15 protein-coding genes and 1 tRNA gene are annotated in these 19,907 nt (G+C 55.1%); 7 read left to right on the top strand and 9 right to left on the bottom strand.

Annotated elements, in window-relative coordinates:
- Positions 1–69 precede the first annotated feature (69 nt).
- From QQF33_RS23400 to QQF33_RS23390, 3 genes are all read left to right on the top strand, one after another.
- A tRNA-Pro gene (locus QQF33_RS23400) sits at positions 70–146 on the top strand.
- Positions 147–269: 123 nt separating this feature from the next.
- Complete coding sequence (locus tag QQF33_RS23395; RefSeq protein ID WP_282495130.1) at positions 270–509, top strand: DinI family protein; 240 nt, start codon at positions 270–272, stop codon at positions 507–509.
- Positions 510–679: 170 nt separating this feature from the next.
- Complete coding sequence (locus QQF33_RS23390; protein ID WP_285144018.1) at positions 680–1,333, top strand: helix-turn-helix domain-containing protein; 654 nt, start codon at positions 680–682, stop codon at positions 1,331–1,333.
- 50 nt (positions 1,334–1,383) lie between these two features.
- Here the strand turns inward: QQF33_RS23390 and QQF33_RS23385 are convergent, their stop codons facing one another.
- Entirely contained in the window at positions 1,384–1,644 is a 261-nt protein-coding gene (locus QQF33_RS23385; protein ID WP_282495132.1) for a DUF2534 family protein, read from the bottom strand.
- Between the two features lie 204 nt (positions 1,645–1,848).
- Between QQF33_RS23385 and eco the strand changes: the two genes are divergently transcribed.
- On the top strand, positions 1,849–2,358 hold the full coding sequence (gene eco / locus QQF33_RS23380) for a serine protease inhibitor ecotin (protein ID WP_285149275.1): 510 nt from the start codon (positions 1,849–1,851) through the stop codon (positions 2,356–2,358).
- A 45-nt stretch (positions 2,359–2,403) separates the two neighbouring features.
- On the opposite strand, the gene mqo is transcribed toward eco, so the two are convergent.
- Positions 2,404–4,059, bottom strand: a complete 1,656-nt coding sequence (mqo, locus tag QQF33_RS23375) for a malate dehydrogenase (quinone) (protein WP_285149274.1) — start codon at positions 4,057–4,059, stop codon at positions 2,404–2,406.
- Between the two features lie 190 nt (positions 4,060–4,249).
- Here mqo and QQF33_RS23370 point away from each other — a divergent pair, with 190 nt between their 5' ends.
- Positions 4,250–5,551: a SulP family inorganic anion transporter gene (locus tag QQF33_RS23370; RefSeq protein WP_285158736.1), complete on the top strand. Its 1,302-nt coding sequence runs from the start codon at positions 4,250–4,252 to the stop codon at positions 5,549–5,551.
- On the opposite strand, the gene mgtE is transcribed toward QQF33_RS23370, so the two are convergent.
- From mgtE to QQF33_RS23340, 6 genes are all read right to left on the bottom strand, one after another.
- Positions 5,514–6,950: a magnesium transporter gene (gene mgtE, locus QQF33_RS23365; protein ID WP_282495135.1), complete on the bottom strand. Its 1,437-nt coding sequence runs from the start codon at positions 6,948–6,950 to the stop codon at positions 5,514–5,516. The genes QQF33_RS23370 and mgtE overlap by 38 nt on opposite strands.
- A gap of 162 nt (positions 6,951–7,112) precedes the next feature.
- Complete coding sequence (locus tag QQF33_RS23360; RefSeq protein WP_285149273.1) at positions 7,113–8,756, bottom strand: multidrug ABC transporter permease/ATP-binding protein; 1,644 nt, start codon at positions 8,754–8,756, stop codon at positions 7,113–7,115.
- A 76-nt stretch (positions 8,757–8,832) separates the two neighbouring features.
- Positions 8,833–9,483 (bottom strand): DNA oxidative demethylase AlkB, encoded by a 651-nt coding sequence (gene alkB / locus QQF33_RS23355; protein WP_285149272.1) that lies wholly within the window; start codon positions 9,481–9,483, stop codon positions 8,833–8,835.
- The gene (ada, locus tag QQF33_RS23350) at positions 9,483–10,547 is read right to left on the bottom strand and encodes a bifunctional DNA-binding transcriptional regulator/O6-methylguanine-DNA methyltransferase Ada (protein WP_285149271.1); all 1,065 of its coding nucleotides are present in this window, start codon (positions 10,545–10,547) and stop codon (positions 9,483–9,485) included. The genes alkB and ada overlap by 1 nt, the downstream gene beginning before the upstream one ends.
- 72 nt (positions 10,548–10,619) lie before the next feature.
- On the bottom strand, positions 10,620–11,675 hold the full coding sequence (apbE, locus tag QQF33_RS23345) for an FAD:protein FMN transferase ApbE (protein WP_285149270.1): 1,056 nt from the start codon (positions 11,673–11,675) through the stop codon (positions 10,620–10,622).
- 117 nt (positions 11,676–11,792) lie between these two features.
- The gene (locus tag QQF33_RS23340; protein WP_282495140.1) at positions 11,793–12,911 is read right to left on the bottom strand and encodes a porin OmpC; all 1,119 of its coding nucleotides are present in this window, start codon (positions 12,909–12,911) and stop codon (positions 11,793–11,795) included.
- 741 nt (positions 12,912–13,652) lie between these two features.
- Between QQF33_RS23340 and rcsD the strand changes: the two genes are divergently transcribed.
- Entirely contained in the window at positions 13,653–16,325 is a 2,673-nt protein-coding gene (gene rcsD, locus QQF33_RS23335) for a phosphotransferase RcsD (RefSeq protein ID WP_285144009.1), read from the top strand.
- A 16-nt stretch (positions 16,326–16,341) separates the two neighbouring features.
- Positions 16,342–16,992 carry a response regulator transcription factor RcsB gene (rcsB, locus tag QQF33_RS23330; RefSeq protein ID WP_015959795.1) on the top strand — a complete coding sequence of 217 codons (651 nt, stop codon included), beginning with the start codon at positions 16,342–16,344 and terminating at the stop codon, positions 16,990–16,992.
- 51 nt (positions 16,993–17,043) lie between these two features.
- Here the strand turns inward: rcsB and rcsC are convergent, their stop codons facing one another.
- Positions 17,044–19,890: a two-component system sensor histidine kinase RcsC gene (gene rcsC, locus QQF33_RS23325; protein ID WP_285158687.1), complete on the bottom strand. Its 2,847-nt coding sequence runs from the start codon at positions 19,888–19,890 to the stop codon at positions 17,044–17,046.
- Positions 19,891–19,907: the final 17 nt, after the last annotated feature.

Here is a 19,907-nt window from a genome sequence, read left to right as displayed (position 1 = left end):
ATTTTAAATCAGTTAGCGTGGTCTGATCTTGCAATCGGAAAGCAAACAGGTAGTATCTTTTTACAGCATCGGCACGTAGCGCAGCCTGGTAGCGCATCGTCATGGGGTGGCGAGGGTCGAGAGTTCAAATCTCTCCGTGCCGACCAAATCATTCAAAAAAACCAACCTTTTAGGGTTGGTTTTTTTATGCCTGAACGCCCGGACGGCTTGACTTTCCCCCGCTTCGTCGCGAAAATACTGTACATAAAAACAGTTATCATGAGGCAGTTATGTTTGTTGAACTCGTTTATGACAAGCGCAACGTTGCAGGGTTGCCAGGCGCCAGCGACATTATTCTCACTGAGTTAACCAAACGCGTGCACCGGATTTTCCCGGATGCCGTGGTAAAAGTTAAACCGATGCAGGCAAACGGCTTAAACAGCGACGCCAGCAAAAGCGATCGTGAAAAACTTAACCGTATGCTGGAAGAGATGTTCGAAGAAGCGGATATGTGGATGGTTTCAGAGTAACCATTCCACATACGACACTCTCAACATAAATGCCCCAATCCCTGGTCAATGCACCGGGGATTTTTTTAGCAAGGTTCAGTCTGCGCGCGATGATTTAAGCTATTGAGTCAGCAGGTGATTGCGCGTTTCATGACTTCTGCGATAATTATTAAAAAACGATGGGCAACATCATGAACCCCAAAGCCGTTATGCCGATTCATACTCTGACTCGTTTTAAGCCTTTTACGCAGATAGAGCGTCTGACTCGCCACTTTCTTCCGCTGGCCGACATTAAACATTTTTCTGCTCACCGTATCCTTCATCTCGAAAATACGAGCGGGCGACTCTGTCTCATTCTGCTTGAAGGCTTGATCGATATTTCTCGCATTGATGATGGAATACTGAAAGGGACGATCAAAGCCCCTTTTGTCGCGGGTATTTCACACCCGGATTATATGGCGAATACGTTCCGCTTAATGACCGCGACGAAGGTGAAAGTCGCCATTCTGCCTTACAAAGAGGCGATGGCAATTATCAGAGGAAAATCATTGTGGGAAGACTACAGTAACTATCTTCTGTATATCATGGGGTTACAGGCCACGCTGAGCAATCACAGTATCGGACTGCGCGCACAGGATATTATTCGCGACTGTTTGATTGATTTAATGAACGAGAGTGAACAGTACCGTCTAAAAACGAATGCCTGTAAATACATTATGGAAAAGACGGCGTTATCGCGTAGCGGGGTGATGGGTATTCTGGCCAAAATGAAAAAAGAAAAATCCATCGGCATTGAACGCGGTGTGCTTATTTTTATTAATGATGCGATGGCGCCATCTGACTGAGACGTTTAATGAGGTCATCGGCTGATAACCTCATTGATGCACATAACCAATTAGCGCTTATCCGGGCCGCCCAGGAAAAAGATCCCCAGCGGAATTGCCAGAAGGATCGTGAAGACCATGCTGTAAACAAAAATCATCGCCGATTGCAGCACGTACATACTGGTCGTCCACTCGGAGAGCGGAATATTGTACTGCTCAATCACACCGACAATTGTCGCTCGTCCGACGCCTGCTGCGGCAATCAGAAACACCACAAACAGCGCCAGTAAAAACTTCCTGCCTTCGGGAGTGTTAAGCTTTGCGCGGACCATGTCTCTCTTTCCTTTACAGATGAATAACAATATATTCCGCTAACCCTAACACGATCTTCCCTTTCATTCCATCTCAGCATTAACAACTACCCTGACGCCTCCAAAGTAGTGCAATCAACCGTATGAAATCAAAATATAGGTAAATCAAACCAAACAGTTCTCTGCGCTGTGCTAATCTTGCATCGATTGTTTGACATAAAAGGAATGACTGTGAAAAACACCCCTAAATTTGCCATTGCCCTGCTGGCCGCTGCCTGCATGAGCACCAGCGCTTTCGCCAGCGACACGCAAAAGCCGCAGCCTCTGGAAAAAATCGCGCCCTACCCGCAGGCGGAAAAAGGCATGAAGCGTCAGGTCATTCAGCTCCCGGCTCAGGAAGATGAATCGGCGTTTAAAGTGGAGCTGCTGATTGGTCAGAACCTGGAAGTGGACTGTAACCGTCATCGCCTGGGCGGCAAGCTGGAGAGCAAAACCCTCGAAGGCTGGGGCTATGACTACTACGTCTTTGATAAAGTGACGTCTCCGGTTTCGACCATGATGGCCTGCCCGGATGGCAAGAAAACCCAGCAGTTCGTGACCGCCTATCTGGGCGAAAACAGCCTTCTGCGCTATAACAGCAAATTACCGATCGTGGTGTACACGCCGGATAATATCGACGTGAAATTCCGCATCTGGAAAGCGGACGAAAAAGTCGAAAACGCCGTCGTGCGTTAAAAAAAAGGCCGGGTAGCGATACCCGGCCTTTTTTATTCAGCTCACTCAGAGCGCGATATCCGCGACCGGTTTAGATTCCGGCTGAGGTTTTGCCTGCGGTTGCGCTTGTGGTGCCGCGTCCGCCGCCTGCGGTTTCTCGTATTTGAGCTGCAGAACGCCGCTGGTGTATTCCAGCTCTTGTTCCGTCGCCGCCACGTTACCGTTCAGCTTAGTGCCGTAGGAAGGAATAATGGTTTTCAGCTTCGCCTGCCATTCCGGGCTGGCGACTTTATCTTTAAACACTTTTTCCATCAGATGCAGCATGATCGGTGCCGCGGTGGATGCGCCAGGAGACGCGCCCAGCAGGGCCGCGATGGTGCCATCTTTGTCGCTCACCACTTCCGTACCCAGACGCAGCACACCACCCTCTTTCGGATCGCGTTTGATGATCTGCACGCGCTGACCCGCCTGCCACAGACGCCAGTCGGCTTTCTTCGCCTGCGGGTAATATTCCTGCAGGGCAGCAAAGCGATCGTCATCGGAGAGCATCACCTGACTAATCAGGTATTTCACCAGATCGAAGTTATCCAGACCTACGTCCACCATCGGCATAAAGTTCGAGGTGGTGGTGGAACTCAGCAGATCCCACAGAGAGCCGTTTTTGAGGAATTTGGTGGAGAAGGTCGCGAACGGCCCAAACAGCACCACACGTTTACCGTCCAGAATACGGGTATCGATGTGCGGAACCGACATCGGCGGTGCGCCGACAGAAGCCTGACCATACACTTTCGCCAGATGGCGATTCACCACTTCCGGGTTATCGGATACCAGGAACTGACCGCCGACCGGGAAGCCCGCATAGTCGTCCGCTTCAGGAATACCGGACTCCTGCAGCAGTTTCAGCGCAGCGCCACCGGCACCGATAAAGACGAATTTCGCCTTGATCACATGCTCGGCTTCGTTGTTTTTCAGATCGGCAACGGTCACGCTCCAACTGTTATCCGCGTTGCGCTTAAAGCCGCGCACTTCGGTGCTGACCTGCAGTTTGAAGTTATCCTTCTTCTGCAATGCGCCCACCAGCTGACGGGTGATTTCGCCGTAGTTGACGTCGGTGCCGATCTCAGTGCGCGTGGCGGCCACTTTCTGATTCGGGTCGCGCCCTTCCATCACCAACGGTGCCCACTCTTTGATCTGGGCATGATCTTCAGAATATTTCATGCCGCGGAACAGGCTGCTCTGCTGGAGCGCCGCATAGCGCGCGCGCAGGAAGTTGACGTTGTCGTCGCCCCACACGAAGCTCATGTGCGGAACGGTGTTAATGAAGGAGTGCGGGTCGTGCATCACGCCGCTGTTGACCTGATGTGACCAGAACTGACGGGAGATCTGGAACGCTTCGTTGATCTCTACCGCCTTCTCGATACTAATGGAACCGTCCTTTTTCTGCGGAGTGTAGTTCAGTTCCATAAGTGCCGAGTGGCCCGTACCGGCGTTGTTCCAGCCGTTCGAACTCTCCTGCGCTACGCCATCCAGGCGCTCAACCATGGTCATCGACCAGTCTGGCTGTAATTCCTGTAAGTAGGTGCCCAGAGTGGCGCTCATAATGCCGCCGCCAATTAAAAGGACGTCCGTTTCCTGCTCTTTCGGGGTGTCAGCCTTCGCCGCCATCGAGATGGCGCTCAGCCCTACGGCCATAGAAAAGAGCATGGCAGTCATTTTTTTCATCATTTATGCCTTACTTGTAGTCGTGCTTTTTACGTGGAAATTGCAGGTGAAATAAGCTGCGGGGCAACGTTAACAATTTTTAAACATTGTTTAAAGGTTAAGAAATTATTGTAATTGTGAAATTAAATGTTGGAATTTTTGTAGGGATAAGCGAACTGCTGGCTGGCACAGCGGGGTATTTGTGGCTACTATGCTGCACTTTGTGATCGCGCGCACGGAAGCCTGCCCTAACCAGCGAATATCTATGTCATTACCCCACTCTTCTGCCCTGACGCCTGACGATGGCCGCGTGGCGCGCGTACTCCGCTCCCCCAAACTGTTGATGCGCGAAACCTTAGCCGGTGTGATTACCGCCCTGGCATTGATCCCCGAAGTGATTTCGTTTTCCGTGGTCGCGGGCGTTGACCCGAAGGTGAGCCTGATCGCCTCTGTGGTGCTGTGTCTGGCGATGTCCGTTCTCGGCGGTCGTCCGGCGATGGTCACCGCCGCTGCGGGTTCTGTCGCGCTGGTGATTGGCCAGATGGTGCATCTGCACGGCGTTCAGTACATCCTGCCTGCGGTGATCCTCGCCGGATTGATTCAAATCCTGTTCGGCGCGCTGGGCATGGCACGGCTGATGCGCTTTATCCCCCAGTCGGTGATGACCGGGTTTGTGAACGCCCTCGGTATTTTGATTTTCTTTGCTCAGGTTCCGCATTTCTGGACCAAAAGCCCGCTGATCGTCGGCCTGTTTGTCCTCACCCTGCTGATCGTTCTCTGGGCCCCGCGCTTTATTAAGAGCGTTCCCTCGCCGCTGATCGCGATTGTCGTGTTGACCGTCTTTACCGTCACCAGCGGGCAACTCCTGCCCACCGTCGGGGATGAAGGCTCCATGAGCGGTGGCCTGCCGGGGCTGACGCAGCTGCTGGTGCCGCTGAATCTGCAGACGCTCAGCATCATCTGGCCCTGCGCCCTGAGCATCGCCTTTGTCGGGCTGATGGAGTCGTTGCTGACGGCAAAACTGGTAGACGAGCTGACCCTGACGCCGTCCAGCAAACGCCGGGAGAGCATCGGGTTGGGCGTGGCGAATATCCTGTCAGGCTTTTACGCCGGCATCGCCGGATGCGCGATGATCGGGCAAACCATCGTCAACGTGGAGATGGGGAAAGGACGCAGCCGACTTTCTACAATAGCCGCAGGCGTGGTCCTGCTGATTCTGGTGACTGCGCTCAGTGAAGTGATGGCGCACATTCCGATGGCGGTGCTGGCGGGAATTATGGCGATTGTCGCCTTCAAAACCTTTAACTGGCACAGCATCCAGCCGGGCACTGTGAAAAACGCCCCAATCGCCGAAACGCTGGTAATGCTGGTGACCGTGGCGGCCACCGTTTCCACCGGCAATCTGGCGATTGGCGTGCTGGGCGGTATTATCGTGATGGCGATAATCCCCGCCCGTCTGAAGCGCAAGCAGGCTCTTAAAGCAGGAAAATCGTCGCCAGACCAAGGAAAATAAAGAAGCCGCCGGTATCGGTAATGGCGGTGATCATCACGCTCGACCCCACCGCGGGGTCGCGCCCGAATCGGGTCATGGTCAGAGGGATAATCACCCCCATCATCGAGGCCACGAGCAGGTTCAGCACCATCGCCAGCATCATCACGCCGCCCAGCGCCATATCGTCGTACAGCCACCAGGTGATGCCGCCCATGATCCCGCCCCAGACCAGGCCGTTGATCAGCGCCACACCCATCTCTCTGAAGATCAGAAACGTAAAGTTGCCGGGCTGAATTTTCTCCAGCGCCAGGGCGCGCACAATCATGGTGATAGTCTGATTACCGGTGTTACCACCAATCCCCGCCACGATCGGCATCAGGGAAGCCAGGGCGACCAGCTGTGAGATGGTGTGTTCGAAACCGTCAATCACGCGGGAGGCAATAAACGCCGTACATAAATTTATCGCCAGCCACGCCCAGCGTGTTTTAACCGCTTTGCCGACAGAGGCATGCACGTCATCTTCGGCACTCAAACCGCCTAATGCGCGCAGATCGTTGTCGGTCTCTTCATAGACCACGTCAACGATCTCATCGATCGTCACGCGGCCCATCAGTTTACCGACGGAATCGACCACCGCGGCGCTGATCAGGTTGTCACGTTCGAAGGTACGCGCCGCTTTTTCGGCGTCATCTTCCGGGGAGAAGACCATCGGCTCGGTGTTCATCACCTCGCTCACCCGGCGCTGCGCGCCGTTCAGCAGGATGGATTGCAGCGTGAGTTCACCGAGCAAAGTTTTGTCGCGCGCCGTGACGAACAGTTTGTCGGTGTTCTCCGGCATTTTGCCCTTGCGGCGCAGATAGCGCTGCACGGTCGCCAGCGTGACGTCCGGGCGCACCATGATCACCTCGAACTCCATGATCGCGCCGACGCTGTCCTTGTCGAAATCCATCACCTGGCGCACGCGAGCGCGCTCTGCCGCCGGGAGCGACGCCAGCAGGCGGCCCGTCAGGTTACGCGGCAGGTGCTGAACCAGATAGATCTGTTCGTCGATATCCAGCGTCTGCACGGCATCGAGAAGCTCGCGGTCGCTCATCTCATCGATGAGATCGTCCCAGACGTTTTCGGATGCCTCCAGCAGGACCTGGCCGCGTTCGTGATCCTGCACCAGTCGCCACAGGGCGTGACGCTCTTCCGAAGGGAGAGATTCGAGGGTATCCGCCAGATCCGGCGGCGGCAGATGAGCAACCAGCGCCCCTACCTCAGCAATATCGTCGGTCAGAGTACCGACGTCATATTGCTCAGCCAGGGTTAATTTGCCTAATAACGCCGACGTGACCGCTTTATCTGTGGTGAGGAGCCAGATAAGTCGGGCGCGCTCCTGATCGCGCAGCCTTGCGCTGTTTTTGGTTATCAAAGACATCAATCATAAATCCATGAAATAAGGTGATATCAAGCATAGCCTGAGGGAATGTAAATGATAATAAACAAATGGCCGGAAGGGTGAAAAAAGCGGCGGGTGTTACATGTTTTGACATTGAGTAGGCCGGGTAAGGCGAAGCCGCCACCCGGCATTTTTTGGGGATTACGCCGTACGCGCCACTGCATCCCGCGACGCGGCATCGCGCTCGTCGCCGGTCAGCTCGCTGAGCTTGCCGTCACGCATCTCGAGTAACCGGTCAGCATGAATGAAGTAGTGGTCGTCGTGGCTGATGGCAAAAATGGTTTTGCCCATATCCTGCATCAGCGGCAGCAGCACCTGATAAAACTCACGGCGGAAGTGCGGGTCCTGATCGGCCGCCCATTCGTCCAGCAGAATAATATCGCGCTCTTCCGCCAGCGCCAGCAGCAGCGCCACGCGCTTTTTCTGCCCTTTCGACAGCTTGAGATTGAGGATTTTGCCGTCCTGAAGCTCCAGCTTGTGGGACATTTTCAGCTGCTCCAGCCACTTCGCCACCAGCGCAGGATTGGCCGGTTTGCCTTCCGGCCCTAACAGCTGATCAAACAGCCAGACGTCGGTAAAGACCGCGGAGAAGAGCTTGCGGTAATCTTCCGGTTTCTCGACGGACACCGCCTGACCATCCAGCAAAATCTCGCCTGACTGCGGCTGATACAGCCCGGTCAGGAGCATCGCCAGGGTCGATTTCCCGCTGCCGTTGCCACCAATCAGGAACAGCAGTTCGCCACGGTGAATGGTCAGGTTGACCGGCCCAACGGCAAAGTTATTGTCCTGATAATGGAAAGTGACGTTACGCAGCTCCAGCGTTTTCCAGTTCGGGAAGGCTTTAGGTCGCGGGAATTCCGCGCGGAACGGTGCCAGCGCAAACTGGTTCAGCTTTCTGAACGCCACCTGCGCGCTGAGCAGCGTCGGCAGCGCACCCACGGCGGAGAGCAGCGGCGTGCGCAGGAATAGCAGCGTCAGGGAGTAAGTCGCCGCTACGTTGGTATCAGCCCAGCCGAGGCTGTTCGCCATCCAGAACACCAGGCCGATCGCGCCCAGCATCATAATGTTCGACCAGTTCACCGCGCTCAGGTGGAAGGTATCGGCGCGGATAATGTGATGGCGATACTCGCGCGCATCCGGGATATAGAGATTATTGAAGATGTGCTCGGCGCGCTCGCGGTTCAGGGTCAGCTCTTTGCGCCCTTCCAGCACCGTCTGGTAGTCGTTATAGAGCTTATCTTCCGTTTCGCGCAGCACCGCCATGTGCTTGTACACGCGCGACACCAGCAGATAGCCGCCCCAGATGGTGACGACAATCCAGATTGCGGTCACGGCCAGCATTTTGGTCGACAGCCAGGCGAGATAAGCGGCCGAGCCGAAGGTCAGGATAATCCCCTGCACCAGCTCCGGCAGACGGACAAAGGCAATGGTAATCGCCCGCACATCGCTGGTCAGCCCCGCCAGCAGGGACGCGCTGCCCAGCTGCTCGATGCGCTCAACCTGAGTGTCAAGAATACGTTTGATAAATTCGCCGCGCAGGCGATAGACGAAATGGTGCCCCAGCGCCGTCAGCGCCAGCTGCGAGGCCAGCGTCACGGCCATCAACAGCAGCAGCAGGCCAAGAAACTCGGGCAAGACCGACAGTTGCGTATCGACCATTTCAATCAGACGCACGTTAATAAAGGCGATAAGCCCAATGCCCAGCGCGGCGCTGGCAAGGCTGAGCGCCATGACCGCGACAAACGGCCAGCGGTACTGACGCCAGACAAGGAGAAGTAGTTGCATGCAAAGCAATCCGGACAAGAAAAAACAGCCAGCAGTGTAAACTGCCCGACGGTTACATCAAGAATAATTCTTATTTTTATTCGCTATCAGAGGCCTGTCGGAAGGTCAGATTATAGCGATACTCCCCTGCCAGCGGATGCACGCCGGGTTTAAGGGGTTGAATCCCGTGATAAAAGAGCCGCGATTCCCCGCCCCACACCACCACATCGCCGTGCTCGAGCATCAGGCGTTTGAGCGGATCGTTGCGACGTAAACCGCCAAACTGGAAAACGGCTGGCAGGCCCAGCGACACCGAAACAATCGGCGCGCCTAAGTCAGGCTCGTCTTTATCCTGATGCAGTGACAGTTTCGCCCCCGGCGCGTAGCGGTTGACCAGGCAGGCGTCGGGCTGAAAATGCGGATATCCCGCGGCGACGGCGGCCTCATGACAGAGCGCGCTGAACGCGGCGGGCATTGCAGGCCAGGGGTGTTGCGTCAGGGGATCGATGGGAGAATAGAGATACCCCCGCTCGTTCGTCGTCCAGCCGAGCGCGCCGCAGTTGGTCATCGCCACCGACATGGTGTAGCCGCCCGGCGTGACCATGTGGCGAAACGGCGAGATCTTCGCGACCGCGTCGATGGCCTGAAACAGCGCCTCTGCACGGGCCAGCGCGAAGCGGCGCAGAATGACTGCGCCGGGCGCTAACGGCTCTTCCCAGGGATCGCTATCCGCAAAGAGATCCAGCATCACTCCTCCTGATGATTCGCTTCTCGCTGCAACAACTGCGCTTTGCGCGCCGTTCCCCAGCGATAGCCTGATAAAGCCCCGTCGTTTCGCACCACGCGGTGACAAGGGATGATAATCGCCAGTTTGTTGGCCGCGCAGGCGCTCGCCACCGCCCGAACCGCTTTAGGTTTGCCGATGGCGCTGGCGACCTGCTGATAGCTGGCGGTTTCGCCGCAAGGGATCGCGCGCAGCGCCTGCCAGACCTGCTGCTGGAACGAGGTCCCGCGAATATCCAGCGGCAGGGCCAGCGCGGTGCCGCTGTGGTCCAGGCTGTGGATCACCTGCTGCAGTCTGGCCGCAAAATCCCCCTCAGGAGATTCCGCCTGCGCATGGGGGAAGAGTGTTTGGATCTCTTCCATCAGCGCACCGTCGTTATCTCCCAGCAGGATCCCGCAGATCCCGCGCTCGCTTTCCGCCACCAGACAGCGGCCCAGCTTGCAGTCGCTGAGGGCGTAGCGCACAGCCACGTCACTTCCGCCGCGGCGATACTGTTTCGCTGTCATCCCCAGCGCGTCATCGGCTTTGCGATAGTAGCTGCTGCTGTCCGGGAACCCGGCAGCCAGTACCGAATCGGTAATGTTGTCGCCCTGCTGCAGCGCACTGCGTAAACGCCGCGCACGCGCCGCCTGTTGCCAGGCCTTGGGCGTCAAGCCGGTGACGGATTTGAACAGGCGATGAAAATGGAACGGGCTCATGGCGACCTGCTCCGCGAGCGCGTTGAGCGTCAGGGTCGAATCCTTTTCCAGCAGGCGGCAGGCTTTTTCGATTTTGGTCATCTTCTGCGCCTGCGGGCAGGCTTTGTCCGGCGCGCAGCGTTTGCACGGGCGAAATCCTGCCTGCTCAGCATGGGCGGGATCGGAATAGAAACTCACATTTTTGCGCAGGGCGTGGCGCGCCCGGCAGGAGGGACGGCAATAGATGCCGGTCGTTTGGACGGCAAAAACAAACTGGTTATCGGCGTGAGCATCGCGGGCCAGCACGGCCAGCCAGCGTTGCTCATCGGTATTCAGGGTCAGGTTTTTCATCATCGGCTCCTCTTACAAGCATACTCATACAATGCCCGAGTGCCACTGAACAAAAACCCGCAACCTTGCTTTTTAATTTTGTTCGCTGACGAGGAAGCTCTGGAACTGCGGTGACATCCAGGTTTTAAACGTGTCACCCTCTTTGGTGATCATGTACACCGCCAGCCCTTCCTGACGCACCACCTCTTTGGCTTTTTCCGGCCCGAGAACCATCAGCCCGGTGTCCCAGGTATCGGCTTCCAGCGCAGTCGGCGCAATCACAGTGACAGAAACCAGGTTATGTTCGATAGGGCGGCCAGTTTGCGGATCGATGACGTGCGAAAGACGCTTCCCGTCCAGCTCGTAATAGTTCCTGTAACTGCCAGAAGTGCTGATGCCGTGGCCGTTGATATCCACCACCGCCTGCACCGCATTCTGGGTGTCGGTCGGTTTTTGGATCGCCACGCGCCAGGGCTTGTCGCTGGCATTCAGACCCCGGCTCACCAGTGCGCCGCCCACGGAAACGAGGTATCGCGGGATCCCCTCCTGGGTCATCAGCGCGGCGAGATGATCTGCCGCATAACCCTCGCCGACCGTCGACAGGTCAACAAACAGATCGGGAATGTCTTTTTGCAGGTACTGCTGCCCGTACTGATTAATCACCGTCAGGTGCTGCAAACCGGTACGCGCACGGGCGTCGTCGATTTGCGCCTGATCGGGAATGTGCTCTGGCTGTTTCGTCGGGCCAAAACCCCACAGATTCACCAGCGGCCCGACGGTGATATCCATCGCGCCGTTCGTTTTGTAGCCAATATGCAGCGCCTCGGTGACGATATCGGCCATCGCTTCGCTGACCGGCCACAGGGAGGTGCTGTTCGACAGATTGAAACGCATCAGCGCGGAGTCGTTTTTATAGGTGGAGAGCAGCTGATCGTCAGCGTCGAGCTGAGACTGAATTTTATCGCGCAGTTCGTCCGCACGTCTGGCGTCCACATTCATCATGCTGACGCGCCAGAAGGTCCCCATGGTCTTCCCTTCCAGCACCGTCGTGGCGGGGGCCGCAGGTTTTACCGCAGAGGTGGAGGGGTCGCATGCCGCCAGTAAGAAAAAGCTCGCCAGAAGGCCGGCGCGCCAAAAAGTCATGTCCATTCGTTATTATCCTCATGCCTGGGCGGCAAGAGTATACCAAAACAGGTCACTGGTAAGACGTTATTAATAGAACAGAAAAAGGGGCCAGTTGGCCCCTTTTGTGTTACTGAGCGTGTCTTAGAACTGGTAAACCAGACCCAGAGCGACGATGTCATCAGTACCGATACCAGCCTGACGGGTGAAGTTGTTTTCATCCAGCAGGTTGATTTTGTAATCCACGTAGGTGGACATGTTTTTGTTGAAGTAGTAAGTCGCGCCAACATCAACATATTTCAGCAGATCCTGATCGCCGAAGTTGGTGGTGTTGTTGCTTACGTCCTTACCTTTAGACTGCAGGTAAGCCACGGATGGACGCAGACCGAAGTCGAACTGGTACTGTGCAACCACTTCGAAGTTCTGTGCTTTGTTGGCGAAACCGTAGATGTCGCTGCTGCTCTGAGAGTCACCGAAACGGGTTGCGTTGTAGGTCTGAGAGTACTGCGCTGCCAGGTAGATGTTGTTAGCATCATATTTCAGGCCGCCGCTGTACACTTCTGCGTGATCGCCTTCGCCGTACACGCCTGCAGCATTCTGGTCAGCAGTACGTTTAGAGGAGGACATCGCACCACCTACGCTGAAGCCTTCGCCCAGGTTGTAGGTCAGGGACGCGCCGTAGCCGTCGCCGTTCTGTTTCAGCGTGCTGCGACCGGTGGTGTTTTCACCGCTGACGCTGCCGTTTTTACCCTGATACTGCAGAGCAAAGTTCAGGCCATCAACCAGACCGAAGAAGTCCTGGTTACGGTAAGTTGCTACACCGTTAGCACGAGACTGCAGGAAGTTGTCCGCACCGTAGGTGTCGCCGCCGAATTCTGGCAGTACGTCAGTCCATGAAGTCACGTCATAGATAACGCCGTAGTTACGACCGTAATCGAAAGAACCCGCGTCAGCAAATTTCAGACCCGCGAACGCCACACGCGTCCAGGACTGGTTGTCGCTTTCAGTGGTGTTGCCCTGAACCTGGTATTCCCACTGGCCGTAACCGGTCAGCTGATCGTTGACCTGAGTTTCGCCTTTGAAGCCGATACGCATGTAGGTCTGATCGCCATCAGCACCTTTGTCGTCGGAGAAATAGTGCAGACCGTCGACTTTACCGAACAGATCTAATTTGTTGCCGTCTTTGTTATAAATTTCAGCCGCATTTGCTGCGCCTGCTACCAGCAGAGCTGGTACCAGGAGGGACAGTACTTTAACTTTCATTTTATTAACCCTCTGTTATATGCCTTATTATGCCACTGCTTACCGGTTAACCCTCTTAACCGATCGGCAACTTCATTCTCCGCAAAATTACAGAATAATCCAATAAGAATATGATACGAAAACTTTGAAGATGTTTCATATGTCTACAAACATGTTTCATTTTGTAAATAAGAGGGAACTTTTCAATAGCACGAAGAGCTAAAAAATAAAGCACTAATAATCAAAGCAGGGATGCAACTCATAAATATCAGTCACTTAGATCAATATATCTTTACCGCACTGATTGTCAAAACAAAACCTGTCTACATCACTAAAATAACTCTCGCTATCATCATTAACTTTATTTATTACCGTCATTCAGTTTTGAATGTCTGTTTATCCCTAATTGAGCCGAGTGCACATGCATTCGGTTTTTTTTTACTCTTCTTTACGTAACCTGAATTATTATGTGCTACCGCACTGAAATCATAACAACTATTAATTAATTCGATTACGCCCTAAAATCCCCTTCTCCGCATTTTAACAATTTTTAATTTCTTGTTAATTAGTGCTATTTTTCGTTTATCTTGTCCGCTATTTGTACAGCCAGGTTCCGTTTGTACACTTTCAGAGCCGTTTTACTGCCTGATATTTAACGCAGAAAAAGTCCCGCTGGTCAGGCCAGGATGCTGGAAATTCAGGTATTACCCTTTATACTGCCCTCTCCCCCTTACGTGCGGCCATATCGGGTTAAACATAGCAATGAGTCAGTCTGAAACCACAGCAACAGGTAAGTTCTCCCTTCTTCCCGGGAGCATCACCCGCTTCTTCCTTCTATTGATCATCGTGCTGCTGGTGACGATGGGGGTGATGGTACAGAGCGCGGTTAACACCTGGCTGAAGGACAGAAGCTATCAGATTGTCGATATCACCCACGCGGTACATAAACGCATTGATACCTGGCGTTACGCGACCTGGCAGATCTACGACAACATTGCTGCCGCACCGGGAAGCGCATCTGGCGAAAATTTGCAGGAGACGCGGCTTAAGCAGGATGTCTATTACCTTGAGAAAACGCGCCGTAAAACCGAGGCGCTGATTTTTGGCTCGCACGACAGCGCGACTCTTGAGATGACGCAGCGGATGTCCACTTATCTCGACACCCTGTGGGGCGCGGAAACCGTGCCGTGGTCGATGTACTATCTGAACGGTCAGGACAACAGCATGATCCTGATCTCGACTCTGCCGCTGAAAGATCTCTCTTCCGGATTTAAAGAGTCCACCATCGGGTCGATCGTCGATTCCCGCCGGGCAGAGATGCTCCAGCAGGCGAACGCTCTCGATGAGCGCGAAAGTTTCTCTTCTCTGCGCCGTCTGGCGTGGCAGAACGGTCACTACTTTACTCTGCGCACCACCTTTAACCAGCCGGGGCATCTGGCCACCGTTGTCGCCTTCGATTTACCGATTAACGATCTGATCCCGCCGGATATGCCGCTGGACAGCTTCCGCCTGGAGCCCGACAACTCGGCGCAGAACATGCGCGCCCCGGCGGATAAAAAAGAGAGCCCCGAGAGCGCGTCCATCACCTTTAATGGTTCGAAGATAGAGATTGCCTCGCCGCTGAATTCAACCGGCATGCGCCTGGTCTGGCAGGTACCCTTTGGCACCTTGCTGCTGGATACTCTGCAAAATATCCTTCTGCCGCTGCTGCTGAACATCGGCCTGTTGGCGCTGGCGCTGTTTGGTTATAGCACCTTCCGCTTCCAGCCGGGCCGTCAGAGCGAAAGCCTGTCGTCATCGGGCTCCAGCAACGAACTACGCGTGCTGCGGGCGCTGAACGAAGAGATCGTCTCTATTCTTCCGCTCGGGCTGCTGGTGCATGATCAGGAAGCCAATCGCACCATCATGAGCAACAAGATTGCCGACCATCTGCTGCCGCACCTGAATTTGCAGAACATCACCGCGATGGCCGACCAGCACCAGGGGGTGATTCAGGCCACCATTAATAATGAACTGTACGAGATCCGCCAGTTCCGCAGCCAGGTCGCCTCTCGCACCCAGATCTTTATCATCCGCGATCAGGACCGTGAAGTGCTGGTGAACAAGAAGCTGAAACAGGCCCAACGGCTGTACGAGAAAAACCAGCAGGGCCGCGCGGTGTTTATGCAAAACATCAGCGATGCCTTTAAACGACCGCTGAAAGAGCTGGCCAGCCAGGCGGCGAGTATCAGCGCGCCGGAAAGCCAGCAGATCGCCAGTCAGGCGGATAACCTGGTACGCATGGTGGACGAGATCCAGCTCGCCAATATGCTGGAGAACGATACCTGGAAAGGTAACGCCACTCTGTTCTCTATTCAGGATCTGATTAACGAAGTGGTGCCGGAAGTTCTGCCGGTGATCAAGCGCAAAGGGCTGCAGCTGCTGATTAACAACCATCTCCCGGCCAATGATAAACGCCACGGCGACCGTGACGCCCTGCGCCGCATCGTGCTGATGCTGATTCAGTACTCCGTCACGACGACGCAAATTGGCAAAATTACGCTGGAAGTGAGCAGCGATGAATCCGCCGAAGATCGCCTGACGTTCCGCATTCTCGACACCGGCGAAGGCGTGACGCTAAGCGAAGTCGACAATCTGCACTTCCCGTTCCTCAACGATACCCAGAGCGACCGGTACGGCAAAGCCAACGCCCTCACCTTCTGGCTGTGCGATCAGCTGGCGCGCAAACTCGGCGGTCATCTGAACATTAAAGCCCGCGAGTCGCTCGGCACGCGCTATTCCCTGCATGTGAAAATGGCCGCGACGCCGCAGGAAGAGGATGAAGAAGGTCTGCTGGATGACGTGGTGATCATGGTGGATGTGACCTCAAGCGAGATCCGCAACATCGTGGTTCGTCAGTTGGAAAACTGGGGCGCGTCCTGCATCACTCCTGACGAAAGGCTGACGAGTCAAGAATATGATCTGTTTTTAACTGATAATCCGTCTAATCTTACTGCCTCGGGCTTGCTTTTAAGCGATGATGAGTCAGGCGTGCGAAAAATCGGCCCTGGCCAGATGCGCGTCAACTTTAATATGAGCAATGCGATGCAGGAAGCTGTACTACAACTAATAGAGGAGCAGCTGGCGCAAGAAGAGATCCTGGAGTCCCCGTTGGGTGGCGATGAAAATGCCGAACTCCATGCCAGTGGATATTATTCGCTCTTCGTAGATACAGTACCAGATGATGTTAAGCGGTTGTATACTGAGTCCGCAGCGAAGGATTTCGCCGCGCTGGCACAGACAGCACACCGGCTTAAAGGGGTGTTTGCCATGCTCAATCTGGTTCCGGGCAAGCAGTTATGTGAAACGCTGGAACATCTCATTCGCGAGAAAGATGCTTCTGGCACAGAAAAATACATCAGCGACATTGACGCCTACGTCAAAAGCTTGCTGTAGCAAGGTAGCCTTATACATGAACAATATGAACGTAATTATTGCCGATGACCACCCGATTGTACTGTTCGGTATTCGCAAATCACTTGAACAGATCGAGTGGGTGAATGTTGTCGGTGAATTTGAAGACTCTACAGCACTTATCAATAACCTCCCGAAACTTGATGCCCATGTCCTCATTACCGATCTCTCCATGCCTGGAGACAAATACGGTGATGGGATTACGCTGATCAAATACATTAAGCGCCACTTCCCGAGCATTTCGATCATCGTCCTTACGATGAACAACAACCCGGCGATTTTAAGCGCCGTGCTGGAACTCGATATTGAAGGGATTGTGCTCAAGCAAGGCGCGCCAACCGATCTGCCGAAAGCGCTGGCTGCGCTGCAGAAAGGTAAGAAATTTACCCCGGAAAGCGTCTCTCGTCTGCTCGAGAAAATCAGCGCCGGTGGTTACGGTGACAAACGTCTGTCGCCGAAAGAGAGCGAAGTGCTGCGCCTGTTCGCCGAAGGTTTCCTGGTCACGGAGATTGCCAAGAAGCTGAACCGCAGTATCAAAACCATCAGTAGCCAGAAGAAATCCGCGATGATGAAGCTGGGTGTCGAAAACGACATCGCCCTGCTGAACTATCTCTCTTCGGTGACACTGAGCGCGGTCGACAAAGACTGATTCCGCTCTGCCATTAAAAAACCCGGTCGCGCTCGCGCTGACCGGGTTTTTTTACGTCCTGGATTTCCTGACCCGCTCGGCGTAGACCGACAGCGTCTGCTTGATCACATCCAGGGTCACTGGTTTCGACAGACAGCTGTCCATGCCCGACTCGAGACAACGCTGCTTCTCTTCCGCCAGCGCATTCGCCGTCACGCCGACAACCGGCAGCGTCAGGCCGAGCTGACGGATACGCTGCGTCAGGCGATAGCCGTCCATATTCGGCATGTTGACGTCGCTGAGCACGATATCAATGTGATTTTTGCTGAGCACGTTCAGGGCATCGACGCCATCATTGGCCGTCAGGCACTGATAGCCCAGCGATCCGAGTTGATCCGCCAGCAAGCGGCGGTTGATCGGATGATCGTCGACCACCAGAATCATCATGTCATCGTTCATCGCAACGGTTGAGTCCGGTGACGGCAATACTCTCACGCCGTCATTTTCGTCCACTTCCACACGATAAATGTGCGCCAGGAGATGCATCAGTTCATGCGGCGTGGCGACGCTGTGCGTCCATTCACCCGGCACCCGCTCCTGCGGAATGCCGATATGACGACGGCAGAAGATAATCGCCGCTCTGCCCTTCCACGACGGATCGACTTCAGCGTCCGTGATCAGCGTATCGTCATCGCCCGTGGCCTGGCCTTCGTAACGCACAACATTCAGACCCCGGCTCGTCAGCATTGACTCCAGGAAGGCATACAGCGAGGCGTTATGCACCGCCAGCCAGCAGGTTTTCCCGCTCAGCCCTTCCGCAGGGGCTTTGACTGGATACCTGGCGGAGTACAGCGGGATGCGGATCGTGAACTGACTGCCCATGCCCGGCTCGGTATCGACCGAAATATCGCCGTCCATCATGCTGATCAGCTGTTCGCAGATTGCCAGACCGAGGCCCGTTCCCTGGAAGTTACGCTGCACGCCGGTCCCGACCTGGAAGAACGGATCGAACAGTTTGACCACCTCTTTGGCCGGAATACCGACACCCGTATCACGCACGCGAATGCTGAGGTAATCCCCGGCACGGGAGACGTGCAGCACGATGCAGCCCACATCGGTGAATTTGATGGCGTTGCTGAGCAGGTTTGAAATCACCTGCTGCAGGCGCATCGGGTCGCCGAGCAGCGTCAGCGGCACATCCGGCTCGATAAAGCAGTACAGCCCCAGCTGTTTACGCACCACCAGCGGCATGTAGTTGGCGCTGATGTGGTTCATGACCTCGCGCGGAGAAAACTCGCTCGGTTCGATTTTCAGCTGCTCGGACTCAATTTTGGAGAAGTCGAGAATGTCGCTGATGATTTTCAGCAGCAGGCTCGAAGAGTTGTTCATCGCCGTCACCAGACGGTCGACCCCCTTCGGCAGCTCTTTGGTTTGCAGCAGATCGAGGTTGCCGATAATCCCGTACAGCGGCGTGCGCAGCTCGTGGCTGACGGTCGCGAGGAACATGGATTTCGACTGGCTGGCCTGTTCCGCCGCCTGCGCCATCTCCTGCAGCGACTCTTCCATCTTCACGCGCGAGGAGACATCCACTAGCACGCAAATCGCCACGTTCTCGTTGCGATAGCGCGAGTGAACAAAGCTGATTTGCAGGTTGGTATTGTTGCTGGTTAACACGTCGACGAAATTGACCTGCTGACCGCAGATGATTTGCGTCAGCCGCTGTCGGTCCTCATGCGTCAGCATATTCAGATAGTTATGCGCCAGCTCATTACTGAGGATATTGGTCCCGTCCTGGGTGCGCAGGATACAGATCCCGACCGGCGCCGAGGCCACAATTTTACGGTTGAACTGCTCGTGCTCTTCCAGCCGCTGGGCGTCGCTCTCCGCCGGGATGAAAATCTTGCGTTCGTACATTCGCGCCAGAGTGAAGAGTGCGATCCCGACCAGCACATTCAGCAGAATGGCGTTGAGGATCAGCATCCGAATGCGTTCCAGCACCATATCCACCGGCACGGAATAGACAATGCTCAGGGAGGACGGCGGCAGGCTTTTCTTCAGCACCAGGTCGCGGAAGCCCGACGTATAACCAAACCAGGAGCGCTCCTGCATCCAGCGCGGATCGACTTTCAGGCGATCTTCCGGCCCGGTCAGTGAAATCAGCTTATGGCCGTTCTCATCGAGAATGGTCACGCCCATCGGCAAACTGCCCGGCGTGAAGAAGTTCTCCATGCGAATGGTCTGCTCGGTGCCCAGCAGGGCCTGGAGACGATTAGCCAGATAGACCGGCGTCAGGGCATAGAAATAGCCGACGCCCGGACGTGGACCCTGGCTAATCCAGAAGATATTGTTGCCGCGCTCTTCCTGCGGGGCGTTACGGTATTTGATGATGCGTTCGTGCAGGCTTTTCAGGGCATCTTCCCGTTCGACAGGCACATCGCGCAGACCGAAATCGGCCATACAGAGGTTTTCGCTGCCGATGAGGAACACGCGGTTGAGATCGTAGGCTGCCGAGAAGTTATCGCGCCAGTAGCGCATGAACCAGGCCAGCGACTCAAGGGAGCCGCGCCAGGTGTTGCCCATCGCCGAGCAGTCGGAATCGGGGAAGAGCGGCTCGAAGTCCGGGACTTCCGTTTTATCCTCTCGCCCTCGGGTGGCGAGAATGCCGTTCTCCGCCGTCAGCCGGTTTTCAGCAATGTACTTCAGCTCTTTCATCACGTCAGACGTGCGCTGAATGTAGCGCTGGGCCTGATCGGAGCTTAGGTTGAACTCCTGACGGATCTCGGACTCCTTCTGATGCAGCGCGTTAACGATGTAAAACACCGAGAACAGCGCCACGAGTAACCAGAGCAATAACGCCAGCGCCCGGAAAAGATAGCGAGAGACTTTAAGCGTGGTACGAAAGGAGACGAGGTATTTCAAGGGGGCGAAGCTCCGCC

The organism is Lelliottia wanjuensis (assembly GCF_030238365.1).
Taxonomy (GTDB): Bacteria; Pseudomonadota; Gammaproteobacteria; order Enterobacterales; family Enterobacteriaceae; genus Enterobacter; species Enterobacter wanjuensis.
This window is presented reverse-complemented; position numbering and strand designations above follow the sequence as displayed.